This is a genomic window from Chryseobacterium gallinarum (genome assembly GCF_001021975.1).
Classification (GTDB): domain Bacteria; phylum Bacteroidota; class Bacteroidia; order Flavobacteriales; family Weeksellaceae; genus Chryseobacterium; species Chryseobacterium gallinarum.
In genome coordinates this window covers 88497-108101 of the sequence record NZ_CP009928.1, presented here as the reverse complement: position 1 = coordinate 108101, position 19605 = coordinate 88497, and the positions used below count along the sequence as shown (strand labels likewise).

At 39.5% G+C, this 19605-nt stretch carries 11 protein-coding genes; 9 read left to right on the top strand and 2 right to left on the bottom strand.

Features of this window, described 5'->3' with window-relative positions; all coding sequences use genetic code 11:
• Positions 1 to 2 precede the first annotated feature (2 nt).
• The 4 genes from OK18_RS00480 (at position 3) to OK18_RS00470 (ending at position 7765) form a co-directional block, all read left to right on the top strand.
• The gene (locus tag OK18_RS00480) at positions 3 to 6314 is read left to right on the top strand and encodes an RHS repeat-associated core domain-containing protein (RefSeq protein WP_082129105.1); all 6312 of its coding nucleotides are present in this window, start codon (positions 3 to 5) and stop codon (positions 6312 to 6314) included.
• 6 nt (positions 6315 to 6320) lie between these two features.
• The gene (locus OK18_RS00475) at positions 6321 to 6773 is read left to right on the top strand and encodes a DUF4304 domain-containing protein (RefSeq protein ID WP_053326704.1); all 453 of its coding nucleotides are present in this window, start codon (positions 6321 to 6323) and stop codon (positions 6771 to 6773) included.
• Between the two features lie 176 nt (positions 6774 to 6949).
• Entirely contained in the window at positions 6950 to 7090 is a 141-nt protein-coding gene (locus OK18_RS21010) for a DUF4304 domain-containing protein (protein WP_156173189.1), read from the top strand.
• Between the two features lie 75 nt (positions 7091 to 7165).
• Positions 7166 to 7765, top strand: coding sequence for a porin family protein (locus tag OK18_RS00470; RefSeq protein ID WP_053329254.1), 600 nt, complete (start codon positions 7166 to 7168; stop codon positions 7763 to 7765).
• A 333-nt stretch (positions 7766 to 8098) separates the two neighbouring features.
• Here the strand turns inward: OK18_RS00470 and OK18_RS00460 are convergent, their stop codons facing one another.
• Complete coding sequence (locus tag OK18_RS00460; RefSeq protein ID WP_053326702.1) at positions 8099 to 8878, bottom strand: XRE family transcriptional regulator; 780 nt, start codon at positions 8876 to 8878, stop codon at positions 8099 to 8101.
• Between the two features lie 78 nt (positions 8879 to 8956).
• Here OK18_RS00460 and dinB point away from each other — a divergent pair, with 78 nt between their 5' ends.
• Together dinB and OK18_RS00450 are read left to right on the top strand one after the other, a co-directional pair.
• Complete coding sequence (dinB, locus tag OK18_RS00455) at positions 8957 to 10105, top strand: DNA polymerase IV (protein WP_053326701.1); 1149 nt, start codon at positions 8957 to 8959, stop codon at positions 10103 to 10105.
• 10 nt (positions 10106 to 10115) lie between these two features.
• Entirely contained in the window at positions 10116 to 13163 is a 3048-nt protein-coding gene (locus tag OK18_RS00450; protein ID WP_053326700.1) for a DNA polymerase III subunit alpha, read from the top strand.
• A 20-nt stretch (positions 13164 to 13183) separates the two neighbouring features.
• Here OK18_RS00450 and OK18_RS00445 read toward each other — a convergent pair whose 3' ends face one another.
• Positions 13184 to 13972 (bottom strand): hypothetical protein, encoded by a 789-nt coding sequence (locus OK18_RS00445; RefSeq protein ID WP_053326699.1) that lies wholly within the window; start codon positions 13970 to 13972, stop codon positions 13184 to 13186.
• Positions 13973 to 14137: 165 nt separating this feature from the next.
• On the opposite strand from OK18_RS00445, the gene OK18_RS00440 reads away from it, so the two are divergent.
• From OK18_RS00440 to OK18_RS00430, 3 genes are all read left to right on the top strand, one after another.
• On the top strand, positions 14138 to 14722 hold the full coding sequence (locus OK18_RS00440) for a sigma-70 family RNA polymerase sigma factor (RefSeq protein WP_053326698.1): 585 nt from the start codon (positions 14138 to 14140) through the stop codon (positions 14720 to 14722).
• A 69-nt stretch (positions 14723 to 14791) separates the two neighbouring features.
• Positions 14792 to 15952: a FecR family protein gene (locus OK18_RS00435; RefSeq protein ID WP_053326697.1), complete on the top strand. Its 1161-nt coding sequence runs from the start codon at positions 14792 to 14794 to the stop codon at positions 15950 to 15952.
• A 115-nt stretch (positions 15953 to 16067) separates the two neighbouring features.
• Positions 16068 to 19598 (top strand): SusC/RagA family TonB-linked outer membrane protein, encoded by a 3531-nt coding sequence (locus OK18_RS00430; RefSeq protein ID WP_053326696.1) that lies wholly within the window; start codon positions 16068 to 16070, stop codon positions 19596 to 19598.
• The last annotated feature ends 7 nt before the right edge of the window (positions 19599 to 19605 follow it).

Genomic DNA, 19605 nt, shown 5'->3' with positions numbered 1-19605 from the left:
CCATGAAAAAACAGTATCTTAATAAAACAAAATTATTGTTCGTCTTTGTCTTATCTTTTATATCCGTGTTATGCTCTTCTCAGAGCTTTCACGATACCAAAGGAAACATTGACGTCAATAAAGCAGGACAACTCCAGTTCACTTTACCCATAGACGTTCCACCAGGAGTAAAAAATGTCACGCCGGAAATTAGCTTGGTGTACAACAGTGAATCCAGCAATGGTCTTGCTGGCTATGGTTGGAGTATTTCTGGTATAACGTCTATCACCAGAACCCCGAGAAATATAGAAAATAGTGCAGAGGTTAAGGGACTTCAAATGGACTATACTGATCTCTATAGTTTCAATGGCAACCGATTAGTGTTAAAATCGGGCGAATATGGTAAAGACGGAGCAGAATATGTAACGGAGAAATACTCTAATATAAAATTTAAGTCCATAGGAGCTGAGACCGCACAACCGTGGTTGGGGCCGGAGTATTGGGAGGTGACTTTTGAAGACGGATCCCAGGCCTGGTATGGAAAAACTCTTGATTCAAGGACTCCCAATGAGTATAATATAAGCGAATGGCGCGATGCGCAAGGTAATTATATATCCTATAACTACCTGCAAAGCGAGAGGGTTGCCCCGATATACATTATAGAGTGGGGTGGCAATAAGGACTTGAATACGCCGCATATGAATTCTATCCAATTCAATTATAGCGACAGGGAACTCAAAGAAGAATCCTACATCAAAGGATTGAAATTTTTACAACATAGGATTCTCACGGATATAAAGGTATATACGAACAATCAGCAGTATAAGAAATACAATATCGAATATTCCGGTAACGGAACAAGTTACCAATTTGTTGGGAAGATTACAGAGTATAACGCCAATAATGAAGCTGCCAATCCTGTTGTTTTTAATTATCCGGCCATGGTCAACTCTTCCTATGCTGAATATGTAGCAGAGCCTGAACCATTTAATGATGTAAAATTAGTTGGAGATTTAAATGGCGATTCCTATCTGGATTTTGTCATGAATAACGGCACAGTAAAGCTGGGGGCGTTCAATGAGACTTTTACAGTAGTACCTACTGGTAAAACTTTTGCAAATAACGCTAAAGTAGTCAACACACTACTAGACGAAACAGGACAGGTATATAATGGAAATGGAATTGTAGAAATTTTGGACAGTAAAGTTTGCGGCTATATTTTCAGGGATAATACTTTTGTTAAAGTGTTCGAGAAAAGTCTTGCTAACACAACTTTTTATGGTAGTGATCATAGGACCATTCTTGAAGTTGGGGATTTTGATGGAGATGGTATTCCTGACGCTTTTCTTGATGACGGCTCGCCAGTTGGATTTAATACCAAAATGATCGTTAATCTTAGGAGCTCATCACTTCCGTTTACCCCTTTGCTTCTGGCCAATGGCATCAATGAAAATGCCTATACCGAGCGGAAGTTTATGGATATTGACGGTGACGGAAAAGTTGAAATCATAAATGTTTCCAATAGTACTTACACCGTTTTTGAATTTGTAAAGTATGACGCTACCTACTACCTGCAGAAAATCAGGTTTTCAGGAAACTTGTTAGAAACCAGAGATTCCGAATTTCCCGTTTTATATGGTGATTATAACGGAGATGGAAAGGTAGACTTTGCTATTCCTATTACAGATTATGCTGTGGGTAAGGCTGACGATTGGAGGTTCTATATGGGAACAGAGAAAGGATTTGTTCCTTTTTTGAAGCAGGAATTCTTCACGTTTAGAAAGTACCAAAAAGAAATGACGGGAAATTATGCCAAGTTTGCCCAACAGTATTTCTTCTCTGTTACTGACATGAATAAAGATGGGAAGTCTGATATTGTTCAGGTATTTTCCTATAATCAGATCAATTTGTTCAATACTAATTACAGGAATTTTGGGTATAGGGTAAGTGCTAAAATGGCTAATGGAGCAGACGTTTCGGGTGTTCCTAACTTTACAGCCAACTGGTCGTTCCAAAGTCCGTTATATGAGGTTCAGGACCTACTTGATCTGACTTTATTTGTGCCGATTACCAACTCTATAAAATCTGGGAATAATTATTACAATGTCTTTATCTACTGGAAGCAGTTCCTGAAAAAGATAAAAGGACCAACCCCAGTTTCCGAGCTGGCAAGGATGACTTCAATTACACAAGGCGGAGTTACTACTTCTGTTAAATACATGGAAGTGGTTCCCGATAATCCTGTTATTCCTACCTTTTATAAAAAAGAAGTTGCTGAGCTATATCCGAAGTATTCAATGGATAGAGTGGATCAGCACTTTGCTGTATCCCAGCTTGTGGAGGAGGGTAGAAAGCGCGATTTCCGTTACAGAGGCTTACTTGGCAATCTGCACGGGAAAAAGTTATACGGCTTTCACCAGATTGCCCGTTCTTCCTGGTATGCCGACGGTTTTGAGAATACCAAAATATGGTCAGGATCACAAATAGATCCAGTATTAGATGGAGCTCCAGTAAAAGAATGGAGTATAAGGACAAATAATGAAAATAATATTTTTCCGGTCGATATTTCCGAGAATAATTCTCAACTCTTAAGCTTTGAATCTGTAGAATATAAAGTGGACAAGCGCCTGAATGGCTACCTAATAACTACCGTGCCTGCGGGATATGAGGATAAAATTGTTACAGTTATTGTTCCCAGGTTTACGAGGACAAAAGATTTTTTAACTGATACGTTTATTCAAAAATTAACCCATTACGGGGATTATTATCTTCCTATTCGTATTGAGGTCAATACGAACTATGGCTACGGAGTTACGACCACTGAATTCGGTTATGTACACAATATCTTTGGAACCGGTAAAGATTACTATGTGGGAAGACCAACAAAGAAGACTGAAATAACCGAGGCATATGGTGATACTCATAATACGTTTACAACTTATACGTATGAAAACAACCTTTTAAAGAGCAGCCAATTTTACCCTGGGAGTAATTCGAATAATGCTGTTACTGAAGAATATGCGTATGATGGCTTTGGGAATATCATCTTTAAGAAAACAACATCCGGAATTGACGGAAATTCAAAAAAGCAGAAAGATGAGTATGACGCGGCGGGAAGGTTTGTCATTAACCAAACCGATAATCTTGGACTGACAATTGGTTTTACCTATAATAACTTTGGACAGGTGGTGACCACCACGGATCCAGATGGTAATACTCTTACCAATAGTTATGATGGGTGGGGAAAACTAATGAGCTCCGTTTCAAGTCTTGCAGGAACCACTACTTATGATTATGAGAAAGACGGGCAATACAATGAGATCGTTACCAAGAACGATCCTGATGGTGATGTTTCTATAGTCTCCATCGACAAACTTGGGCAGGAATATAAAACATCGACAAAAGCATTCGGACAGGGGCAGTTTCTTTCCAAGGAAATAGAATACGATCCCCTTGGTAGGAAGATAAAGGAGTCTGAACCTTATTTTCAAGGACAAGGGGCCACCCAATGGAATACGTTTGATTATGATGACAATGTTTTTCCGGCAAAAGTAAAAGCGACAGCATTTACTGGTAAGGAGACGGAAACTACGGTTTCGGGATTGACCACAACGATAGTGGAAACCAGTCCGCTAGATTATGGCAGGACAACCTCGCAGACCATAGATGCTTTAGGAAATGTTGTGGTATCTACGGATAAGGGAGGTACTGTGGAGTTCTCCTACAACGCTTTAGGACAGCAGATCCAGGCAAAGTATGCTGAAAACGTAATAACCACATCGTATGATGAATGGGGCAATAAAGTAATGGTTGATGACCCTTCAACTGGAATTTATGAGTATCAATATTTCGGTTACATGGGAGCGTTGTCCAGGGTTATAAGCCCAAAAGGAGTGAAACGATATGAGTATAACAGCTTAGGGCAGCTTGTAAGCCAATTTGAAAATTCCACTGCCCCGGATGAAACAGATAAGGAGATTAGCTTTATATACGACGATAAGGGTAGGCTTACATCGAAAACGGGAACTTCAAATGGCAAAAACTACGCTTATGCAGTAAGCTATGACCCTCAGGGAAGAGCTACTTCGTATTTCCAGGAAACTCCGGAGGCTTACTTCTCACAGAGAAATATTGTATATGATAACAAAGGTAGAATTAGTTCATATGATAAGGAAGTAAAAACTCAAGTCGCAACAACTACCGTCTCCATTGAAAACAAGTACAATGGATGGAATGGGGAACTCTTCCAGTTGAATGAGAAGAATTCTGGTAAAGTTCTATGGGAATTGAAGGAAACAAATGCCAAAGGGCTGGTGCTAAGAGCAAAGTTAGGAGAAGCTGAAATTAATAATCAGTATGATCTGAATGGCTTTCTGACCAACGTAAATCATTCTTCATCCGCAAAACCGGATATCATTAGTATCTCTTACTCTTTTGATGCTGTTAAAAATGAGCTCAAAAGCAGGAAGTCCGGATCTATAGCCACCGAATATTTTGATTACGATGATAATAACAGGCTGGTGAACTGGACAGATCCGGTGACAGGAATAAAACCAAATACAAATAGGAATATTTACGATGTAAAAGGCAGGATCAGGGAAAATGATCAGGTTGGTTTGATCAAGTTTGATAATGCAACCAAAATTTATCAGGCTACGGGAATGACTTTGAACAACAACGGTGTTCAGAATTACGACCAGGATCTGGTACAAATTGTTTTGTACAACGAGAACAATGACCCGATTTTTATTGGCGGTGAGAAAGGTTCTGTTGGATTTGGTTACGGGCTAACAAATATGCGGCAAAAGGTCACGTACAAAGGACTGTTTGACCCCGGAGCAGATGGTGAATTTACTAAAATATACAGTGAGGATGGAAGCTTCGAAGTTGTTAGAAATAACATCAATGGAAAGGAAAAGCATATCATTTATATTGGTGGAAATCCATATGAAAGTAATATTGTATATTTAAAGAACTTTGATGAGAGCAACGGATCTTTTAAATTTTTGCATAAAGATTATCTTGGTAGTATCTTAGCGCTAAGCGATGAAAGCGGATCCAGGCTAGAGCAGAGGCATTTCGATGCATGGGGTAATTTAACTCATTTACAGATTGGGAATAGCAATTTTGCTGTTGATAAAGCTGAAATTGCCGGGCTCATTGAGGCAAATGGCGGATTATTAGTTGACCGTGGTTATACCAGCCATGAGCACTTCTTGGAGGTTGGGATCATCCATATGAATGGACGATTATATGACCCTGTATTGAGAAGGTTCCTTAATGCTGATGAAAATATCCAGGATCCGTTCAATACCCAGATTTATAACAGGTATGGGTATGTAATGAATAACCCGCTGATCTATAACGATCCTAACGGTGAGTTTGCCTGGATTCTGGTTGGAGCTGTTGTTGGTGCTTATTTGACAGGAGTTAAAGCCAATGGTTCTTGGAACCCGGTTAAATGGGACTGGGGAGCAACCTGGGGTAAAATTGCAATGGGTGGTGCCATTGGGGCATTCACCGGTGGAGTCGGTGCGGCTGTAGGTTCTGCTGCTCTTACCGCTGCTGCGGCCTCAGGAATACAGGGCGGCCTTTTAGGGGGCGCAATTGCGGGTGCTGCAGGAGGTGCAGCGGCTGGAGCTATCAATGGATTTGCTACAGCAGTGATGTTTGGTGAAGACGTAATTGAAGGAACCTTGGTTGGCGGTTTATCCGGAGCAGCTATAGGAGGAGTAGTTGGAGGTATTTCAGGGGCCATTGGTCAGATGGCCAAAAATGCGCGAGCAGCAAAAATCGGTGAGCCTCAAGGAACAATTTTAAAAGGAGCTGAGATCCAACCAGGAAGAAGTGCATGGACCTTATATAATACTCCTAAAACAACAACAGTTGGGATACCCGCACCCAAAACATCATCTATAACAATTGGAGATATAAACTATAGTATAGACGAAGTTGTTGGCTATGACATTATTGATGAGAAACAGGTGCCTATTCTGAAGGAGGGAATGAAAACTGTTTTCAAAGGAGAATACACAAAATCTAATTTAAAGCTGGGGAGAGATTTGCATAAAGCATACAAAACAGATTATCACGCCCCAGAACTAGGAAGATTTAAGGAATATAGATTACCAAGTGGAAAACGAATTGATTTTTTGGATATTAACGAGGGAAAAATTTATGAGTTAAAACCTCTCAATCCCACACAGCTAAAAGTAGGATCAAAACAATTGCAAATGTATATGGAGGAACTACAATCTCCAGCCGCAATTCAAGCGAATCCGAGATTGAAAGATATCCAATGGAAAAAAATCTTAGAAGTATATTACAAAAAATAATTTACAATGAATAGCAAAGAATTTAAGCAAGTATTTGGTGAAATTGCCAAGAAGAATGGTTTTTTACAAGCCTTTGGTGGGTGGTTTAAAGATAGTCCTGAATGTATTGCGATACTCGAATTGCAAAAATCAAAATATGGAGATTATTACCAATTAAATATCAAAATTTTTATGCAGAAATCTTTTGGAAGAACTTATCTTCCTACAAAAGAATTAATTAAAAGTCCAATGGGAGATGTGAATGGTGGGGTACCCCAATCCTTTAAAGAAGTATTTGATTTTGACCGTGTTTTGAACGATGAATATAGAATTGAAAAGCTGAATGAACTATTTATAGATCATATTATCCCGTTTACTACGAGAACTTCCACAAAAATTGGCATTAAGGAATTAGAATCGAGAGGAGAGATTTTTCTTCCACCAGCTGTAAAACAGGAACTTGAGAAGCTATTGAGTTAGTTAAACAAAGGTTCTGACTAATCTAACCAGGAGCTACCCGAATTTTCGGGTGGCTCTTTAAAAACACGCTCTGTGAATACCAAAGGAAGTTATTTATTGCATTTTAGGACGTTACGCACTTTCGCATTCTATTTGAATCCCTTACCAGCGCAATATAAATGTTAAAATAGAATTTTATGGAAAAGCAAGAATTGATCAAATTTTTAGACAGTATATTTATTCATGCTGGATTTAAAAGAAAGGGAAATAATTGGGTAATAAATGGAGATGAAATTAATAAAATAATTAATCAACAAAAATATCAGTACAGTAATTAAGGTAACACATTGATTTTTTCGGTGTACTATCCTTTTTTTCTTATTCAAACTATTAAAAATTATAAAACCTATCTTATGAAAAAACAATTACTAAGCTTATGCATAGTTATAGGAACTATGTCGTTAGCTCAATCAACTGACGGACCAACATTTGGTGTAAAAGCAGGGGGGAACCTTTCAGGTTTTACAGGCAGCGACTCTAAATCTAAAATTGGATTTTATGCCGGGGCCTTTGTCAATGTCCCATTATCTGAGACATTTAGTATTCAGCCAGAAGTAGTTTACAGCCAACAGGGGGCAAAAGCAAAATATGATTATGAAATGGGAACTTATGTAGTAAAGAATATGCAACAAAACCTTGACTATATCAATGTTCCTGTAATGGTTCAATACAATGCCACTCCTGAATTTTATCTGGAAGCAGGACCTGAGTTTGGACTTCTTGTAAATGCCCAGGCGAAAGGTGATATCAATGGAAGTAGTTATAAGGGCAAGAATAAAGATAATATGAAAACCTTTAATTTTGGAGCAGGGATTGGATTAGGATATAGATTCACTGAAAACCTAGGAGCCAATGTTCGTTATATAGCCGGCTTAACTAAAATCCTAAAAGATGAATTTGGTGATTCTTCAAAAAATACAAATATCCAATTGGGTCTGACTTATTCTTTTTAAGAAAAGTAAAAAATAGCGGTACTATACCTGCTTATGGTACAGTTTACTGACTGGTTCTGTTTCATTAAAAAAGTCCCTCCTGATCAGATCAGGAGGGACTTATTATTTGTTCACGATACGTCAAAAGGAGTAATCAATGATTTTAAGTTTGGAGAGCACACCAATAAAGGACCTTGGAAAAAAAAATCAATAATATTGTGGAGCTTGATAGAATTGAATATTCGAATACATTTCATCAGAAAAAAAGATGTAGTAGGAAAAGTTTCGTGAGGTTTAGAAGATTGTTAATCAATGATTCTTACAATATCACTTTTGCTCTTTCTTTTCTTAAAGTTAGCTTAATTTATTTTTAAGGTCCTTTATTTCGTTCATTAATGTTAGCAACATACCCTTAACGTCTTCGTTGCTAAAGTCGATAATTTCCTGTTCCTGGCTGGAAAAGCTTCCCGCATATTGCCAGGCTTCACGCAGGTCAGTAAATAGAATATCGTAGTTGTCGTAGAAGGTATTATCAGATTTTACGGTTATGGAGTTCTGGTTTATTTTGTCAAGACGCTTGAAGACAAATCCGGTACGCGTCATCAGTAAATAGGTCTTTCCCGTTTTCATATCCGTTATGCTTTCCACATATTTACCAATAATGTATGTTCCATCCTTGTAAGGAGGCATAGAATCACCTTCCACAGGAAATGCCCGATACTTTCCATTATGAAGGAAGGGTAGGGACATTGTCTGGAGACTATCAATATATTCTGGGTCAGCATGGCCCGCTAGATATCCCATAGACGCCTTATAAGGGACCACTTCAATCTTATTTTCACCCCTATGGTCTGTTTTAATAGGCAGGATGATCCTATTGTCTGGAAGTTTTAAAAGCTCTTCCATCGGATATTTCCTGAGATCGACAGTCAACAACAGATCGGCACTAATATGGTAATAACGGGAAATAGCCAATAGCACGTCCAGTGGCGGAGCACTTTTTGCCGTTTCATACTTTGCATAAGATTCACGAGTTACCTTCAAATGCTCAGCGATCTTACTTTGCGTAAGTTCGGGTGTCTGCTGCATTCTTAAATACCTGATGTTATCGGCTAAAATAGAGAGTGTTGACATTTTGTGAAAATTATTCACAACAAATGTAATGTAATTTGTGATAAATATTATCAATTTTGCTAAATAAGTTAGTAAAAAATGGAGCGCGCTATAGTACACATGGATTTGGACACCTTTTTTGTAAGTTGTGAAAGACTGGTAAACTCACAGCTTAAAGGTATTCCGTTGATTATTGGAGGTGGTGACCGGGGTGTGGTTTCTTCATGTTCTTATGAGGCTCGAACATTCGGTGTGCGGTCAGCCATGCCGATGCGGATGGCGTTGCGGCTCTGTCCGCAGGCTAAAGTGGTTAAAGGAGATATGGAACTTTACTCCAAGATGTCTCATACCGTGACAGAAATTATTGAAGAAAGTGCACCTTTGATGGAAAAGTCGTCCATAGACGAATTTTATCTTGACCTCACAGGCATGGATAAGTTCTTTGGCGCTTACAAGTGGACCAACGAATTAGGTAGAAGGATAGAAAAGGAGACGGGGCTGCCGATCAGTTATGCCTTATCCATCAATAAGACGGTTAGCAAGATCGCTACAGGAGAATCAAAACCACATGGACATCGGGAGATTCCTTCGATGGCTGTGCATTCTTTTCTCAATCCGTTACCGATCAAAAAAATGCCGATGGTAGGTAATGCCACCTTTCAGCTGCTATCCCGGGTTGGGATCAGAACGATAGGCACCCTATCCGAAATGCCGGTAGAGGTTCTGCAGCAGATGATCGGTAAGAACGGCATTGATTTATGGAAAAAAGCAAACGGTATTGATGATACCCCCGTAATTCCATATTCGGAAAGAAAGTCCATTTCAAAAGAGCGAACATTTAGTAGCGATACGATGAATATCAATGAAGTGAAAGGTATCATTGCAGGAATGGCTGAGAAGTTGGCCCACCAGCTCAGGCAGGAGAAATGGTTAACCTCGACGGTCGTCATAAAGATCCGCTATTCCAATTTTGATACAGAAACCAAACAGTGCAGGATAACCTACACTTCTGCAGATCACACCTTGGCAAGAGTTGCATTGGAGCTTTTTGATAAAGTGTATACGCGAAGGATGCGTTTGAGACTGGTGGGCCTGCGGTTTACGGATCTGGTGCATGGATGCTATCAGATGAACCTTTTTGAAGATACCTCAGAATTAATTAATCTGTACCAGGCCATGGATCATATTAAAAACCGATTTGGCAAGGATGCGGTTGGCAGGGCTGTAGGTTTTAATTTTTTACGTTAAATGCACAGCTATGTACCTGAATTGTCACTCTTTCCACAGCTTGCGTTATGGGACACTATCCATAGACGATCTTGTTGCTCAGGCATCTGCTCTGGGGATCAAGGAAATTGTGCTTACCGATATCAACACCGTAACCGGAGTCTATGAATTCAAGAAAAAATGTGAGGAGCATGGAATTAAACCCATCGTGGGCATTGAGGTCAGAAAAGAAAACAAGTTACTGTATGTCTGTATTGCAAAGGAGTTTGAAGGGCTGGGAGAAATCAACAAACTGTTGACAGCCTATAATTGTCATGGAACTGATCTTCCTTTACAGCCTCAAACCATACATAATTTCATCGTGTATCCCTTGAGTAATGTTCCTAAAGCTCTTAGGGAAAATGAATTTATTGGTATCTGCGAAGAAGAACTGAATCTGCTTATCCGTCCCGAATTAAAAAAGCTGATTCCAAAAATGGTGATATTTTATCCGGTGACATTTACTACAAAAAAGGAATATAATCTGCACAGGATTTTAAGGGCAATCGATAACAACGTGCTGTTATCAAAATTAGCGGAAAATGAAGTGTGCCGGAAGTCAGAGTATTTTCGGCCTCCACAGGATCTGTTGGATGCTTTCAAGAATTTTCCGCAGATTATTGAAAATACAGAAAAGATCCTGTCACAATGTAGTTTTGAGTTTTCATTCGATGTGCCCCGAAATAGAAAGTATTATACAGGTAGTAAAGCAGATGATCTAAAACTATTGACCAGATTAGCCTATGCAGGATTGGAGCGAAGGTATGGCAGGAATCATGAAAAGGCTGGTAAACGTGTAGAAAAGGAGCTAAAAGTGATCAATGAGCTGAATTTCAGTGGTTATTTTCTGATCACCTGGGATATCATTAGGTATAGCAATTCTATGGGCTTTATGCATGTGGGGCGAGGGAGTGGAGCTAATTCAATTGTAGCTTATTGCTTGGGTATTACCGATATTTGTCCCATTGAACTTGATCTGTACTTTGAGCGCTTCCTCAATGAAAACCGGAAAAGCCCGCCTGATTTTGACATAGATTGGTCATGGCAGGAGCGTGATATTATCCTTGATTATATTTTCAACCGTTACGGAAAAGAGTACGTGGCATTCTGTGGGACAAATGTTGAGTTCAAATATCGATCTATTATCCGTGAAGTAGGAAAGGCTTTTGGCCTTCCGAAAGAAGAGCTCGATGAGCTGAGTAAAAATCCAGAACGGGTATTTCGCGACGATATTGTAAAACAAGTACAGAAATATGGAAAGCTTCTCGAAAAATTTCCAAACCAGCGGAGCATGCACTCTTGTGGTATTATAATATCAGAAGAACCGTTGATCAATTTCACAGCTTTGGAGATGCCACCCAAAGGTTTCCCTATTGTACAATGGGATATGCACGTTGCAGAGGACATCGGTTTTGAGAAATTCGATATCCTTTCCCAGCGAGGTCTGGGAACGATCAACGATACCGTTAAGCTTATCGAAGAGAAAAAAGGAATTAAAGTAAATATTAAGGATACGACCCTGTCCAAGGATGAGCAAAAATGTAATGAGTATTTGAGCCAAGGCAGGACAATTGGCTGTTTCTATATCGAATCACCCGCTATGCGCGGTCTTCTCCGAAGGCTGAAATGTGATAATTACAAAGTTCTAGTTGCTGCCTCATCTATCATCCGTCCGGGGGTAGCCCAATCCGGGATGATGCGTGAATATATTTTTAGGCACAACAATCCGGATCAATTCGAGTACTTTCATCCAGTTTTTGAAGAGCAGCTAGGGGAGACTTATGGCATCATGGTATATCAGGAAGATGTCATCAAGATTGCCTTGCATTATGGTGGGCTTTCAGCGGCTGATGGAGATATTCTCAGAAGAGCAATGTCAGGAAAAGGTAGGTCATTAAGTGCACTTCAAAAGGTTAAGGATCATTTTTTTGCATCTTGCAGGGAGAAAGGGCATCCAGAGGAGCTGAGCAGGGAAATTTATAGACAGATTGAATCTTTTGCCGGATACTCATTCTGCAAAGCCCACTCAGCTTCCTATGCGGTGGAGAGTTATCAAAGCTTATACCTGAAGGTTTATTATCCCCTAGAGTTTATGGTCTGTGCCATCAACAATATGGGCGGTTTCTATAGGACCGAGGTGTACGTGCATGAAGCCAGAATGTCGGGTGGAAGGATTTTGAATCCATGTGTAAACAAAAGTGAATATGAAACGACACTTTATGGCGATGAGATTTACCTAGGTCTGATGCTTTTGGAAAAAGTGGAATCAAAGATTGCCCAGCTGATTCCTGAGGAAAGGAGGAAAAACGGTGATTATAAATCACTGGAAGATTTTATCAAACGGATTCCAATTGGCATTGAAACGCTACAGACGCTTATCTTTATCGGTGCATTCCGTTTTAGTGGTGTCACCAAAAATGAATTGCTGTTAAAGGCGAGAATCCTTCTTGGCGATTATAAATCGGAGCGAAGATTCGAGGCACTATTCGATGAACCAGTAAAAGAGTTTAAATTTCCTGAGCTGAAACGGAATGTATTTGAAGATGCTTTCGATGAAATCGAGATACTTAGTTTTCCTGTTTCCTGTACGCCGTTTGATCTGTTAAAAACAAAATACAGGGGTACTGTCATGGCCAAAGATCTTACGGATCACCATAAAAAACAGGTCAAGATGCTGGCTTATCTAATTTCCAGAAAACATGTGCCTACAAAACGAGGAACGATGTACTTCGGGACCTGGATCGATGTGAACGGTGACTATTTTGATACCGCGCACTTTCCCGACTGTCTTGAAAAATATCCCTTCCAGGGGGGAGGCTGTTATCTGTTGCTTGGTATAGTGGAAGTAGATTTCCATTTTCCAACCATTACGATCACTAAGATGGCAAAGATGCCTTTTATCTCTGATCCGAGATATTCCCATGATGAAGAAAAGAAATATGAAGCCCAGCAAAGGATTAAGGAAGATGTCAGTATGACTTTTAGACTACCTTATCCTCAGGAACATGAAATTGGACTTCCAAGAAAGAAATTTGAATAGGTATTTTTATGCTCAGTGTTTCATGAGTATTCATAATCAAGAATAGTAATTCCTTTTATTTTGACACTATTCGTATTGGAATCGGCCTCTTGAATTGTTATTTTTTCACAGATTAAATTAATACGTAAAATTGTTGTAATTAGGTGACGGTGCTCTTTTGATAAGCTGGAAAAATAGGAAATTCTAACATAAAAGTATTTTTCATTCGGGCTAGTTGAAGAAATCAGGCAATCGTTTAAACAACCACAAATTTCAAAATTTTTATTTGAAATTTCCTTCGTTTCCGGATCAACGGAAAACTTAGAATAAATAAAATCCTGAAATTGCCCTTCATATCCTGCGTTTGAGAGGGGCATTAAATAAGGTATGTAATGCCTATGAAAAATTTTTGTAGTTGTAAAAACCTCGTCAGAACAAAATTCTATAGTAATATCATATGCATTGGTTTTGCCTAAGTTACTAACTGAAAAATACTGGCTTCCTCTTTGCTGGTAATCATTATTAAACTCGACAATATTAATATCGCAATAATTTGAAGTAGGGTCGCAGGGAGACGTCAAAGTAACCATCGGTATTTCGGATTGCCATTTCTTGTGATTTTCGCTTCTTTCATTGGAAATTTTATCTACAATCAAACTTAGAAAAGCTCCTACAGTACCGCTGGCGACAAAATAATTTAACCAATCACTCAGAGTTACAGATCCCAATGTATAATTATCTTTAAATAAGCAGTAAGCTAATATCAATAAAAGTCCTAGGAGAAAGGGTATTAGAAAAGAAATTATCCAAACTTTTTTTTGTCCATTCATAATTCTGCTTTTATATTAGTTTTTTTAGGTTCAATACTTTCAAATATACATAATATTGATGTAGAAATCATGAACTACCTGAATCCTTAGTAGTTTAAAGCAAAATAACTTTTTATCGAAATTAAAATTGCATAACTTTACACAGCAATTGCCAATGGCCTTATAATGATAACCCCGAATGTGATCGATGAAAGGGCACTGCTAAAAAGTTTTGTAAGCGGTGAAGAACATGCTTTTGATAAAATTTTCCGTCTTTACCATCCTTCATTAATCTTCTTTGCGAAGAGGCTTTTTGTAAATTTTGACCAAATCGATGCCCAGCAGATCGTTCTGGATATCTTTGTGAAACTTCATGAGAAAAGAGAGACATTTGAATCCCTGAACAGTATCAAGGCATTTTTGTATATATCGACAAAAAATTCCTGTTTTAATGCGATAGAAAAGGAGAAGGTGCGCCTAAAAAGGTTTGATGGTTATACATCAAATTTTAACGAGTCTGACGACAACAATATCCTGAGCCAGATTGTACTCTCCGAAGTCTATCGGGAACTTTATCAGGCAATCGAGCTGCTGCCTGAACAATGCCGGATCATTATGACGCAGTTAATGGAGGGTAAAACTGCCAAAGAAGTTGCAGAGGAACTTTCACTTACGGTGAGTACCGTCAACAGTCAAAAGGCAAGAGCAATTTCTATTCTGAGAAACCGCCTTTCTGGTGCTGGGATCGCACTTTTACTACTATACTTCTAATATTTTCTTTTTTTCAATTTCTTTTGGACAAACCTATATGCTTTCCGGTTTCTATATTAAAAGGAGCCGATGGAAGAGCAACAATTTTTTGACGAACTGACAATTGTCCCACTTCTGAGCAAATTGGTACAGGGGGAGGAGCTGTCCACACTGGAAAGCAAGGCTGTTGAAATATGGATCAATAAGAATGCGCATAATAGGGCAGTCTTTGAGGAACTTCAGAATCAGCAGCAGGTAGCCCAAAATCTAGTAAATTTTGATATCGCTCAATCAAAAACCGAGGATAACCTCCACATGCTGCATACTATGCTGAATATGCACAGATCTGCATCACACTGGAAACGTTGGCTTGTTGCGGCTGCCATCCTACTTGCCGTTTCCATTTCCGTAATGCTATACCTTGATTTCCGCATTAATAATAGCAAGCCAACGGTCACAGCGTCTTCATCCGCAGAAGATATACTACCGGGTAAAGATCAGGCGACACTAACTTTTGATGATGGAAAAACAATTGAGCTTACCCATCAGGCCGTCACCGTTAAGGGTGACGCAGTCTTGTATGCGGACGGCACCAAAGTCGCTTCAAATACCATGAAATATGCCACACTATCCACACCACGTAAAGGACAGTACAAAATAACGCTGGCAGATGGCACCAGAGTCTGGCTCAATGCAGAGTCCTCGCTAAAATATCCAGCTCAGTTTCCGCAGGATAAACGATTGGTCGAACTTACAGGAGAAGGCTACTTTGAAGTGGAGCATGATAAGACTAGACCATTTATTGTCATCACGGGCGGGCAGGAGGTCAAAGTTCTGGGTACACGATTTAACATCAATGCGTACAACAATGAGCCCTATATCCTGACCACTTTGGTGGAAGGAAGTGTGCAGCTGAGCGATGTAGCCCATAAAACAACGTTGTTATTAAAACCCTCGCAGCAGGCCATCTATACCAGCGGCAGATTTGATGTCAACACACTTGATACAGAACCCTATACCGCCTGGACTGAAAATGAGTTCAGTTTCCGGAGTGCTTCAATGGGTGAGGTTCTGCGCCAGCTTGAGCGCTGGTATGATATAGAAGTCGACTACAGCACTATGGCTACCGGTCTTGAGGTCAGTGCATCGCTAAAAAGAGACAAAAAGCTGAGCAGTGTCCTGCAGATACTCGAAAAAGCAACCGATATCCAGTTTGAAATGAAGGGAAGGAGGTTACGCATCAGAGAGTAATTAATTAGTTTCATATGTTGGCCCAAAAAAAAGAAGCTGGGGTGTTCGTAGCACTCCAGCTCCAATGGGTCTACTATTTTGCAACAAACAGATTTTTAACCCTAACAGCAAAAATATGAATAATCATGTTTTTAAACAACGCCTATTATACACCACCGGTCCAAAGAATAGGCAAAAGGTCAAAAGAGTGTTACTGCTGTTTCTTTTGGCCTCGGGACTGCATTACCCATACGAGGTCAGTGCACAGTCCATTAACCTGTCCCTGAAGAAGGCACCTTTGTCCAAAGCTATCGAGAGCATCAAGAAACAGACGAATTATGACTTTGCGTATAATGATAGGCTCCTTCGGGATAAAAAGCCCGTGACCGCTGAATTCAATAATGTGCCGTTTGAAAAAGCCTTGCAGCAGCTTCTGTCCGGACAGGACATCATCTATGAAATCATAGACGGTACAATCATACTCAAAGAAAAAAAACAGCCCAAAAAGGCAGCACCAGCGAACCCCGAAAAAACAGATCCAGTCAGGGGCAGAGTTTTTGACGAAAAAGGGCAGCCCCTCGCTGGTGCTACGATCCAAGTTAAAGGCACCAATTTTATCACAACTTCGGACAATTCAGGATCTTTTGAGCTTCCCGACGAATATGCTCAATCTGAATTGCAAATTTCTTACTTAGGCTTTAGTCAAACTGAGGTAGCCGCAAAGGATGCGGATAGGATTGTACTGACAACAAATTCCAACAGAATCGAAGAGGTTTCTGTCGTTGCCAGTGGTTATCAGTCGATCCCAAGGGAGAGGGCCACGGGGTCTTTTTCCAAAGTGGACAATGCGACATTCAATAGGCAGGTATCCACCGATGTGATCAGCAGATTGAAAGGTATCGCTCCTTCGATATTATTTGATGAGCGTTCAGGTTCTCCGAAATTAACGATCAGAGGACAGGCTACAATCTTCGGAAACGACCAGCCACTTATCGTTGTCGACAATTTTCCGTATGAAGGAGACATCAACAATATTAATCCCAACGACATAGAGGATATTGACATTCTGAAAGATGCTGCTGCAGCTTCCATCTGGGGAGTACGTGCCGGCAATGGTGTGATCGTCATAAAAACGAAAAAAGGACGAGCAGACCAGCCCATAAACATTGGGTTTACTGCCAATGTTACTATCGGGCAGAAGCCCGATCTGAACTATATTCCCCAGATCAAACCCACGGACTTCATTGATATTGAGAAAATGCTGTTTGAAAAGGGATTTTATGACGACGTGATCGGAAATACAGCATCCAATAACCCATACTCGCCAGTGGTCAGTATTTTAAATGACCAAAGAAACGGAAAGCTAACAGAACAACAGGCTACAAACCGGATTGACGCGTTGAGGCAATACAATCTGCGGGATGATATGAGCAAATATCTTTACAGACCAGCTCTAAAGCAGCAGTACGCCATAAATCTTAACGGTGGCACAAATAAATATACCTATTATTTTTCAGCAGGTTACGACAAAAACCAAAATTCAGAAAAGGAGAGCGGTTTTAGTCGGGTAAGTTTAAACAGCAATCAGGTCTTTCGCCCTAATGAAAAATTGGAGCTTTCAGCTGCACTTTCCTACAACCAAAATTCTCAATCTATATCTAACGTGGTTTCCATGCTTAGCAATATGGGACAGCAGTTGATGTATCCGTATGCACGACTTGTTGATAACACTGGAGATCCTGCAGTTGTTATCAAAGAATATAGTACCGTGCTGAAGCAAAAAGCACTTTCGGAAGGATTGTTAAACTGGGATTTTGTTCCGCTGGATGAACTGAACTATCAGGATAACAAATCAAAACAATCTGAGATTCGCTTAAATACTGCTATCAAATATTCAATCTTTCCTTCTTTATCTGCGGAGGCAAGATTGCAATATGAGAACCAAATTGGAAATGGACGGAATTACTATGACCAGCAAAGTTATTTTATGCGAAATCTGATCAATCTATATACGTCTATTGATAATGGTGCAGTACAGAGAAATATACCATTAGGAGGTATGTTGGACAACAGTCATTCTCAATTAAATTCAATAAACGGTAGATTTCAAATCAATTTTGATCAGAAATGGAATAAGCATCAATTGAATGCTATTGCTGGATTTGAAGTTAGAGAGGCAAAAATTACAGGAAATTCAAGCAGAATGTATGGTTTCGATCCAAACGTCGGTTCAAGTACTATGGTAGATTATCTAACTCAATTTTCTCTATATGGAAATGGTGGTCAGGCTTCTATTGCTACTGGTAATGACTACACCGAAACGCTGGACCGAATGCGGTCATATTACGTTAACGGAGCATACAATTACGACCTTCGTTACATCCTGTCGGCTAGCGCACGTATTGACCAGTCAAATTTATTTGGTGTAAATACAAACCAAAAATCCGTTCCTCTTTGGTCGGTCGGTGGAAAGTGGAATGTTGATAAAGAGAAATTTTTTCATTTGGACTGGCTATCTTCTTTGAGCCTAAGATCTACCTTCGGCTATAGTGGTAATCTGGATCGAAGTATTACGGCGTACACAACTGCTAAACTTTCTAGCAATAGCATCAATCAGATGCCAGCAGCCTATTTACTTAATCCTCCCAATAGAAATCTAAGGTGGGAAAAGAACAGAATGTGGAATATGGGAGTGGACTTTGCAACAAAAAACAATCGCATATCTGGCAGCGTAGAATATTTCAACAGGAAAGGTACTGATCTCATCGGTAATGGACCATTAGATCCGACAACCGGATTTATCTCCTTTAGGGGTAATCTTGCAGATATGAAAGGGAAAGGTGTAGATATAGAAATCAATTCTACGAATTTACAGTATAAAGATTTTACTTGGAAAACTGTTGCGCTATTTTCTTTAGCCAAGGATAAAGTAATGAAATACCAAAGGTCAACTACCATTGATAATTTTATTACCGATAACAGCATTTACCGAAATGCATCTGCCTATTCACCAGTTGTTGGTAGACCACTGTTTGGAATTTACTCATACCCCTGGGCGGGGTTAGATCCGGAAACTGGTCAGGCAAAAGGGTATCTTGAAAACCAGCCTTCTGCCGAATATACTTTAATAAAGCAATATTTAAGTCAGGACCCTGAGAATAATCTTGTTTATCATGGGAATGCGTTACCCACTCACTTTGGCGCATTAAGAAATACGTTCAATTATAAAAGAGTTGAGCTTTCTTTTAATATAACCTATCGATTGGGCTATTATTTTAGAAGGAATAGTGTCTCTTACTCTGGACTCTATAGCAATTATTATGGTCATGGGGATTATTATCACAGATGGCAAAAGCCTGGAGATGAATCATTCACAAATGTTCCTGCAATGTTGTATCCGGCAAATAGTCTCGCTGACCAATACTATAGATATTCGGAGACATTAGTCGAAAAAGGTGATCATATCCGATTGCAAGATCTTGTAATTTCCTACGATTTTACCGCACGTCAATTAAGAAACGTTGGCGTAAAAAGCTTAAAACTCTTTCTTTTGGCAAACAACCTAGGTATTTTGTGGAAATCAACTAAGGTTGATTATATAGATCCGGATTATCCAAATTCGAAGCCTATACGGAGTTTTTCTTTTGGACTTAATTGCACACTATAAGAATTAA